Annotated in this window: 2 protein-coding genes and 2 pseudogenes; all 4 read right to left on the bottom strand. The window is 25.5% G+C overall.

The genetic code is table 11. From position 1 onward, the window contains the following. Positions 1 to 734: pseudogene (locus KTO59_RS03335) on the bottom strand (hypothetical protein); the annotation flags it as partial. A 175-nt stretch (positions 735 to 909) separates the two neighbouring features. Then, positions 910 to 1,704 carry a hypothetical protein gene (locus tag KTO59_RS03330; protein ID WP_284928623.1) on the bottom strand — a complete coding sequence of 265 codons (795 nt, stop codon included), beginning with the start codon at positions 1,702 to 1,704 and terminating at the stop codon, positions 910 to 912. Positions 1,705 to 1,778: 74 nt separating this feature from the next. Then, positions 1,779 to 4,466, bottom strand: a complete 2,688-nt coding sequence (locus tag KTO59_RS03325; RefSeq protein WP_284928622.1) for a hypothetical protein — start codon at positions 4,464 to 4,466, stop codon at positions 1,779 to 1,781. 134 nt (positions 4,467 to 4,600) lie between these two features. Continuing rightward, positions 4,601 to 4,926, bottom strand: a pseudogene (locus KTO59_RS03320) (hypothetical protein); the annotation flags it as partial.

Below are 4,926 nucleotides of genomic sequence, written 5' to 3'. Positions count from 1 at the left end.
TTACCAGTGGGTTTCATGCCAGGGAAAAAATTATATTCTCTAATTGTATTACCTTCTTTATCTTTATAAGTTAAATAAGGTTTAAAGAAAAAATTAAATTTTTCTTTAATTGGTTTAGGCGGTGGTGATGGAATAGGTTTTGGATCTGGTGGTAATATAACAGGTCCAGGACACCATGGTATATCTGGTTTATCAGGTGGAGCAGGTATAACTGGAGTTTCAGGTGGAACTGGTTTAACTGGTGGCACTGGTATAACAGGTCCAGCTCCTCCACATCCTGGTACTGGTCCAACAGGTATAACAGGTCCAGCTCCTCCACATCCTGGTACTGGATTAACAGGTTTAACTGGTCCAACAGGTATATCTGGTATCTCTGGTATAACAGGTTTTATTGGTCCAGGACATCTAATTGGTTCAGGTGGTATAACAGGTTTAACTGGTCCAACAGGTATCTCTGGTTTATCAGGTATAACAGGTTTAACAGGCTCAACTGGTTCAACTGATTTTAGTTCTGGAAATCCTTCATATAAATCAGTTTTTAAATCTTTATTTTCTTCTTTTACATCATCATTATATTTTTTAATTGTTTTATTAGTTTTAGGTTCTTCACCTTTTAAAGGAGGTTTATATTCTCTACTAATAATTATCAAAAAAATAAATAATAATGCTAAAATGATAAAAAAATAAATAAAAAAATTATTTTGTTTTTCATTATTAATATTATCGTTATTCATATTTAAAATACTTTCTTTTTTTAAAAAATTGTTTCTTCTCTAAAAGATTTCTGTAATTGAAATGTATAAATTTTGTTAATTTTATCTTCTTTATTCAATTATCATCTATTCCTTTTAAAAATTTTTCTTTGATATTCAATTTTCAGTATAAAGAGTAATATATTGTTTTTTTGGATTAAAGTGAAGGTAATAAGTAGCTTGTTCTTCCTTCTTCCCATCTTTTGTTTTGTTGTAAAGGACATTTAACTTCATTAACATAAAAATCTTTGTCTTCTTCTAATAAATATTTAGGGCCTGTGTAGTTCATTTTGATAGTTTTATCCATTGTTTCAACAAAACTATCATTAAATACAGAAAATACAGGTCCTCTATAGTTATTACTCAAAGTATCTATACTAAATTGTGAACCACTAAAATAATCTACTTCACTACCCCCATGACCTTTATAAGGAGGCATGTTATTTGTATAATACCAATTATTAAAAGGTTCTTTAATAAAAGGAGCTAAATCTTTAGGAATTTTATCTTTGTGTTGACACTGATCGAAACCATTGAAACCGAAAAATTTATATGTTTTTTCAATTAATGGTTCTGATATTTCTCCGATATTATTCAACATCCATTTTCCGTTTTCATTTAAAAAAGGTTTATCTTTTTCAGTTAATTTATATTTAGTATCATATTCTCCTCTTTTATAATAATATTCATATTTTGTTTCTATTTGAGGAGTAGGAACAGGTTGACTTTCTTTTTTAACTTCTAATTTATTATTAAAATGCATTAAAAGCGCATTAAATGATATAACAATAATACCAATAAATAAATAAGAAATAATTTTTCCTTTAGGAATGGTTTTTTTAATTTGATTTTGATTTAATTTTTTTTCTCGAAGAATAATTAAATAAGGTCCTAAAATAAATAATAAAAGAGTTAAAACTACTAAAATAATGATTTGAATAGTTGAAAACATAATAAAATTCTCCTTTTTGAAAATTAATTATTAAGATTAGATAATATTTTTTATTTTATCATAATTATTTTTAATTAAAACCAACTTTTTATTGTATCCCAATGACTATAGATTGACATTCCTGCTCCTACAATTGCTCCTGCTGCTGTTCCAATTCCCGGACAAATCATAGTACCTATTGCTACTCCTGTCATCGTACTACCATGAACACCACTGACTACTTTTATGTTGTCCTTAGTTGTTTCCCATGAGCTTTTCGCAGTTTTTAATGTAGTGTGGTTTTGTTCTAATATTTTTATTTTTTCTTCGAAACCTTTTATTTTTTTATTTAATTCAGTCTTAGTCTTCTCATGAGCTGTCTTTTCGTCTTCTAATTGTTGTCTTAATTCCTTAATTTTTAATAATAACTCTTGATTTTCACCACTTAAAGCTTCATTGGCTTCTTCTAGTCCTTTAATTATTCCTTCTAATTGTTGAATATGTTTACCTTGTTCTGTATATAATTCAATTTGTCTTTCAATTTCAGCATTTAAACGTGTTATTTCTGCGGCTTGTTCTTGAACTATTTTCTCTAATTTAGCTATTTCTTCATTTTTTGTTTTAATAATATCTTTTAATTTTTTTTCGTTTTCTTCTAAAGTTGTGATTTTTGTTTGTAATTCTTTAATTTTTTCTTGTTTATCGTTTAACGTTTTAATTAAATTATTATTAGTTTGATTAGTTTTTTTTAATTCTTCTTGTATTTGAGCTATCTCTGCTTCTAGTTGAGCGTTTATTGTTTTAGTTGATTCTAATTCAATTATTACGTTTTTTAAATCATGATTATATTTAGCTTTTAAATTTTCATTTTCTTGTGTTAAAGTTTGAATTTCTTCTTTAAAACCTTTTTCTTTAAAAGTTAATTCATCCATTTCTTTTTTTAAATCTTTGATATGTTTTTCTTTTTTTTGAACTTCTATTTCTAAAGTTTCATCAGGAGTAGTTTGTTCGATTAACTCTTTCATTTCTTGTTGAGTTTGATTTAATTCTTGTTCTAATTTTGTTGTTTGATTTGAAATATCTAGTAATTCTTTTGTTTTATCCTTTAAACGAAGAAGACTATTTTCATTTAATTCTTGTGGAGGAGGAGTTAAACAAACGTCATGACTAAATTTCATTTCTATTTTGTTTAAATTTTCGAACATAGTGTTTACTAAACATTTTATATATTTTTTTGTATTATTGTCGTTTAAATCACATTGAAAAATATCGCCTCCATTGATATTGTTGTTTAAATCCAATTGAAAAACATTGTCTGCAAAGAATTTGAATTTTATATAATAAACATCTTTTCCATTAATTTGTGTTTTTTCAGCTTCAAATATTTTTGTATTTTTAACTGCATCATTACTAATGTCATACGATTTCATTTCTACTTGAAATGGTTGAGGAGCGTAATATACTGCTAAATCATTACATTTTTGGTCGTTTGTTGCAATTGGATATAAATTAGAGTATGTAGATAATGTTATTTTATCTTTTTGAATTTGACATTGATTTAACCAATCTTGATAAGTTTTAGTTAAAGTATTAATTTCTTGTTCTAAAGAAGCTTTTTGTGTTTGTAATTTACCTAATTCTAGATGGAATTTATTTAATTGTTCTTGTTTAGCGGTTAAATAAATTTTTGATTGCTCGGTTTTTTCATTGTTAGCTTTTATTTTTTGTTTTAATTCTTCTGCTTCTTTTTCTAATTCAGCTACTTGAGTTTGATAATGTTCGATTTGTTTTTTAATTTCTATTAAAGTTTTTTCATGTTGATCTCTTAAATTTTGCGTTTCTTCTTTTTTAATATTCAATTCTTTTTGTAATTGGTTATTATTTTCTTCTAAATTTGAGATATGTTCGTTTTTTAACAATAATTGTTTATCGAAATGAATTTGTTTTTGGTTAATATCTGTTTTTAAAGTTTCAATTTCTTCTGTTAAAGTGTTTTTTGTTTCAGAAGATATATTTTTAGTTTCTAATAATTCTTTTTCTTTGTTTTTTAACAATTCTTCTTTAATATGAATTTCTTTTTGTAGAGCTTCTAAATTTTCTTCTTTCAATTTTAATTGATTAGTTAATTCTTGGATTTGTTCTTGTTTTCCTTTAATTTCTTTGTTTTTATTTTCAATTATAGTTTCTTGAGAAGTTAATTTAGTTTTAATTTGGTTTATTTCTTCTGTTAAAGTTTCTTTTTCTAATAACAATTCTTCTTTAACATGAATTTCTTTTTGTAGAGCTTCTAAATTTTCTTTTTGCTCTTGTAATTGATTAGTTAATTCTTGGATTTGTTCTTGTTTGCCTTTAATTTCTTGGTCTTTATTTTCAATTGTAGTTTCTTGAGAAGTTAATTTAGTTTTATTTTCATTTATGGTTGCTTTTAAAGTTTTAATTTCTTCTGTTAAAGTGTTTTTTGTTTCCAAAGGTATATTTTGATTTTCTAATAATTCTTTTTCTTTGTTTTTTAACAATTCTTCTTTAACATTAATTTCTTTTTGTAGAGCTTCTAAATTTTCTTTTTTCTCTTGTAATTGATTAGTTAATTCTTGGATTTGTTTTTGTTTTCCTTGAATTTCTTCGTCTTTATTTACAATTGTAGTTTCTTGAGAATTTAAATTAGTTTTAATTTGGTTTATTTCTTCTGTTAAAGTTTCTTTTTCTTCTGGTTTATTCTTAATTAATGCTTCTTTTGCTTGTAATAGTTTTGTTAAATTTTCTTTTTCTTGTTTTAAGTTCATTAGTTCTAATTCTTGAACTTGAAGATTAATTTCTAAAAATTTTTGTTCTTCTAATAATTTTTTATTTTTTAAGGTTTCTTCTTCTATTAAATTTTGATTTGTTGGGTTTTGTTTATAAATTGGTTCTCCTTTCTTTAATTTTGATTCAACTTTTTTATTGGATCAGTTTGTTTCTCTTTTTCTTTATCTTCATTATGTTCTATGACTACGACATCCTGTTTAGGAGGTTGATTTGGAGGAACAGTTTCATCAGTAAAAAGCATTAAACTACCCATAATAAGTGTTCCTGCAAGAACTATAGCACCTAAAGCAGGACCAATGATTGGAATAAACAAACAAGCAATAGCTATAGCTAAACCAATTAAAATAGGAACGATGATGCTACCTGTTTTCGCTACCCATTCAGGACAATTCCATTCTTTAAAACGATTGTAGAAACAATTTTTGATATCGTGAGCTT

This window comes from Candidatus Phytoplasma sp. AldY-WA1, assembly GCF_020312115.2.
Taxonomy (GTDB): domain Bacteria; phylum Bacillota_I; class Bacilli_A; order Acholeplasmatales; family Acholeplasmataceae; genus Phytoplasma; species Phytoplasma vitis.
Note: the sequence above shows the minus strand (reverse complement) of the source record. Positions and strands in the feature narration are given on the sequence as shown.